At 74.0% G+C, this 3,508-nt stretch carries 3 protein-coding genes; 1 reads left to right on the top strand and 2 read right to left on the bottom strand.

What is annotated here, in order from left to right; translation table 11 throughout:
• Positions 1 to 164 precede the first annotated feature (164 nt).
• Entirely contained in the window at positions 165 to 1,184 is a 1,020-nt protein-coding gene (locus AB0435_RS33950) for a Gfo/Idh/MocA family oxidoreductase (RefSeq protein WP_366008034.1), read from the bottom strand.
• Between the two features lie 40 nt (positions 1,185 to 1,224).
• Positions 1,225 to 2,142, bottom strand: coding sequence for a sugar phosphate isomerase/epimerase (locus tag AB0435_RS33945; RefSeq protein ID WP_366008033.1), 918 nt, complete (start codon positions 2,140 to 2,142; stop codon positions 1,225 to 1,227).
• A 184-nt stretch (positions 2,143 to 2,326) separates the two neighbouring features.
• Here AB0435_RS33945 and iolC point away from each other — a divergent pair, with 184 nt between their 5' ends.
• Positions 2,327 to 3,331 carry a 5-dehydro-2-deoxygluconokinase gene (iolC, locus tag AB0435_RS33940; RefSeq protein ID WP_366428711.1) on the top strand — a complete coding sequence of 335 codons (1,005 nt, stop codon included), beginning with the start codon at positions 2,327 to 2,329 and terminating at the stop codon, positions 3,329 to 3,331.
• Positions 3,332 to 3,508 lie beyond the last annotated feature (177 nt).

The following is a 3,508-nucleotide window of genomic DNA, read 5'->3' as shown; positions in this document are numbered from 1 at the left end:
GTGTCCTCAAACGCCGGACGGGCTGATTTCGCTGGCTACGGTCTGCACCATTCAGCCCGTCCGGCGTTTGAGGACAACGCGCGAAGCCGTGTTGCGGGGGTCTGGGGCGCAGCCCCAGTTTCGGGAAGGGGCGGGTAGGGGAAAAAGCCCGCCGCAGGCGGCGATCACCGGTACAGCGCCGGCCGCCGCGCCAAGGCGACCACCTCGCGGGCACCCGACACCTGCGACCGGGTGCCCGCTTCGCAGGCCGCCGCCGCCGCGTACCCGTCCCACGCCGAGGGTCCCTCCACGCGCCCCGACCGCGTGGCCGTCACCCAGCGCTGCACCTGCTCGTCGTACGCGGAGCGGAAGCGCGTCACGAAGTCCTGGGCGATCTCGCCGCCCCAGCGGCCCGCCGTGTTCACGAGCGGGCCGTGCGCGTCGCCGATGCGCGCGCTGCCGCGCTCGCCGACGGCCTCGCACTGGACCTGGTAGCCGAAGCCGCAGTTGACGAAGATCTCGACGTCCGCGAGGGCGCCGCCGGAGGTCTCCAGGAGGACGAGCTGGGGGTCGCTCAGGCCCTCGGGCGCGGCGGGGGAGCGGGCCGGCTTGAGGACGGTGACGGCGGCGATCTCCTGGCCGAGGAGCCAGCGGGTGGCGTCGATCTCGTGGACCACCGAGTCGTTGATCATCATCTGCTCGGTGAAGCCGGGCGGCGTGGTGACGTTGCGGTGCCGGCAGTGCAGCATCAGCGGGCGCCCGATCCCGCCGCCGTCCAGCAGGGCCTTCAGCTGGAGATACTCCGCGTCGTACCGCCGCATGAAGCCCACCTGGACGCGCCGGTGCCCGAGCCGGGCCTCGGCCTCCACCACGCGCAGCGCGGACGCGGCGTCCGGCGTCAGCGGCTTCTCGCACAGCACGGGCAGGTCGCGCGCGAACGCCGCCAGCAGCGCGGCCTCGTGCGCGGGGCCGGGGGAGGCGATGAGCACGGCGTCCACGTCGGGGGCGGACAGGGCGGCGGCCGTGTCGGTGTAGGCCGTGCAGCCGTCGATGCCGGCGGCAGCCCCCTTCGCGCGGTCGCCGTCGACGTCGACGACCGCCGCGACCCGCGCCCCGCTGATGACCCGGTCGAGCCGCCGGACGTGGTCGGCGCCCATCCGCCCCGTGCCGATGACGGCGACGCCGAGCGTGCCTTGCTGCGTCATGGTGCGTGTCTCCTTGCTTCCGTGCGTTGCGGGGACGCCGTCAGACGCCGCAGCCCCGCAGATAGCGCCGGGTGCGCCGGGCGATGGGCAGCGGGCGGTCGGGAGAGCAGGGGTACATGTCCTGCTCCACGATGGCGAACAGATCGGCGTCCAGCTTCGCGGCGGCCGCGAGCACGGGCTCCAGCGCCGGTACGCCGCGCGGCGGTTCGCACATCACGCCCTGCCGCACGGCGGGCCCGAACGGCGTGCCCTTGGCGACCACGTCCGCCAGCACCGCCGGGTCGACCTGCTTGAGGTGGAGGTAGCCGATCCGCTCGCCGTAGGTCTCGATGAGCTTGACGCTGTCACCGCCGCAGTACGCGTAATGGCCGGTGTCCAGGCACAGGTTGACCAGCGCCGGGTCCGTCGCGTCGAGGAAGCGCTCGACGTGCGCCTCGGTGTCGATGTGGGTGTCGGCGTGCGGGTGGACGACGATGTCCAGCCCGAAGCGGTCGCGCACCTCGCGGGCCAGCCGCTCCGTGCCCGTGGCCAGGTGGCGCCACTGCTCGGCCGTCAGCTCGGGGCTCTCCACGGTCTCGGCGGTGCGGTCGTCGCGCCAGAAGGACGGGATGACGACCAGGTGCCGCGCGCCCGTCGCCCGCGCCAGCCCGGCGACCGCCGCCACCTGCTCCCAGGTCGCGTCCCAGACGGCGGGGCCGCGGTGGAGGGCGGTGAAGACCGTGCCCGCGGAGACGGAGAGGCCGCGCCGGCCGGTCTCGTCGCGCAGCCGGGCGGGGGCGGTGGGGAGATAGCCGTACGGCCCGAGCTCGATCCAGGCGTAGCCCGCGTCGGCGACCTCGTCCAGAAAGCGCTGCCAGGGGACCTGGGCCGGATCGTCGGCGAACCACACGCCCCAGGAGTCCGGGGCGGAACCCACCCGGATGCGGGACGGGGGCGACGGAGCGGGGCTGGGGGGCATCTGCGGCTCTCCTCGGGTCGCCTCGGACGAGGGGCGGGGCTCCTCCGTAGCTTCCCCGCCGGGCGGACGGGGTGTCAAGGTTACGTCCGGACATTCGGACGTCACGTCAAGTCCGGCCCGAGTACGTCAATATGTAAGGACAATTCCTTGACAGGGTCGTGAGGCCCCGGCTAGACCTGACCCCATGAGCGAGACGGGACCGTACGACCTGATCACGATGGGCCGGGTCGGGGTGGACCTCTATCCCCTCCAGCCCGGCGTGCCGTTGGCGGAGGTCGAGACCTTCGGGAAGTTCCTCGGCGGGTCGCCGGCCAATGTCGCGGTCGCCGCCGCCCGGCTCGGCCGCCGCACCGCGCTGATCAGCCGCACCGGCGCCGACCCCTTCGGCGACTACGTCCACCGGGCGCTGCGCGACTTCGGCGTGGACGACCGGTGGGTGACGGCCGTACCCGCCCACCCCACGCCCCTGACCTTCTGCGAGATCTTCCCGCCGGACGACTTCCCGCTCTACTTCTACCGCCGCCCCAAGGCGCCCGACCTCGACATCCACACCGCCGAGCTGGACCTGGACGCCGTGCGCGCCGCCCGGATCTTCTGGGTGACGGGCACGGGGCTGTGCGAGGAGCCGAGCCGCTCCGCGACCCTGGCCGCGCTCGCGGCCCGCGCCAAGCGGGGCACCACGGTCTTCGACCTCGACTGGCGCCCGCTCTTCTGGGGCGGCGAGGGGGGCGCCTCCGGCGACGGCGGGCGTACGGGCGCCGCCGCGATGGCCACCGCCCGGCCGTACTACGCGGCCGCCCTCGCCCACGCCACCGTCGCCGTCGGCAACGCCGACGAGTGCGAGGTCGCCACCGGCGAACGCGAACCGCTCGCGGCGGCCTGGGCGCTCCTCGACGCCGGCGTCGAACTGGCCGTCGTCAAACAGGGCCCCAAGGGCGTCCTCGCCGTCCACCGGGACGGCACGACGGCCGAGGTCCCGCCGGTGGAGATCGAGGTCCTGAACGGCCTGGGCGCGGGCGACGCGTTCGGAGGGGCCCTGTGCGACGGCTTGTTGGCGGGGCGTCCCTTGGAGGCGGCGCTGCGGTACGCGAACGCGGCGGGGGCGCTGGTGGCTTCGCGGCTGTCGTGTTCGTCCGCGATGCCGACGCCTGCGGAGGTCGAGGGTCTCCTCGGCGTTCAGGGTGGCTAGTGTCTTGGGCTGCTCGCCGTTGCCGAGTGCGGGTCCGTTGCCGCCTGCGGCGGGAGCGCCCTGCGGGCGCGTCCTCAAACGCCGGGTGCGGCTGTGCCGTACTGTTCGGCCTCGTCACCGGCATCACCGTCGGAGCCGTGCTCACCGCGGCCCTCGCGCTGCACGCGGTCACGAAGT

Origin of the sequence: Streptomyces sp. NPDC051173 (assembly GCF_040689515.1) — a bacterium.
In the GTDB taxonomy this organism is placed as follows: Bacteria; Actinomycetota; Actinomycetes; order Streptomycetales; family Streptomycetaceae; genus Streptomyces.
Note: the sequence above shows the minus strand (reverse complement) of the source record. Positions and strands in the feature narration are given on the sequence as shown.

What these genes read in the sequence shown, in the direction of transcription:
- AB0435_RS33950 (WP_366008034.1), bottom strand. Translation starts at nt 1,184, where the DNA reads ATGACGCAGCAAGGCACGCTCGGCGTCGCCGTCATCGGCACGGGGCGG.
- iolC (WP_366428711.1), top strand. Translation starts at nt 2,327, where the DNA reads ATGAGCGAGACGGGACCGTACGACCTGATCACGATGGGCCGGGTCGGG.
- AB0435_RS33945 (WP_366008033.1), bottom strand. Translation starts at nt 2,142, where the DNA reads ATGCCCCCCAGCCCCGCTCCGTCGCCCCCGTCCCGCATCCGGGTGGGT.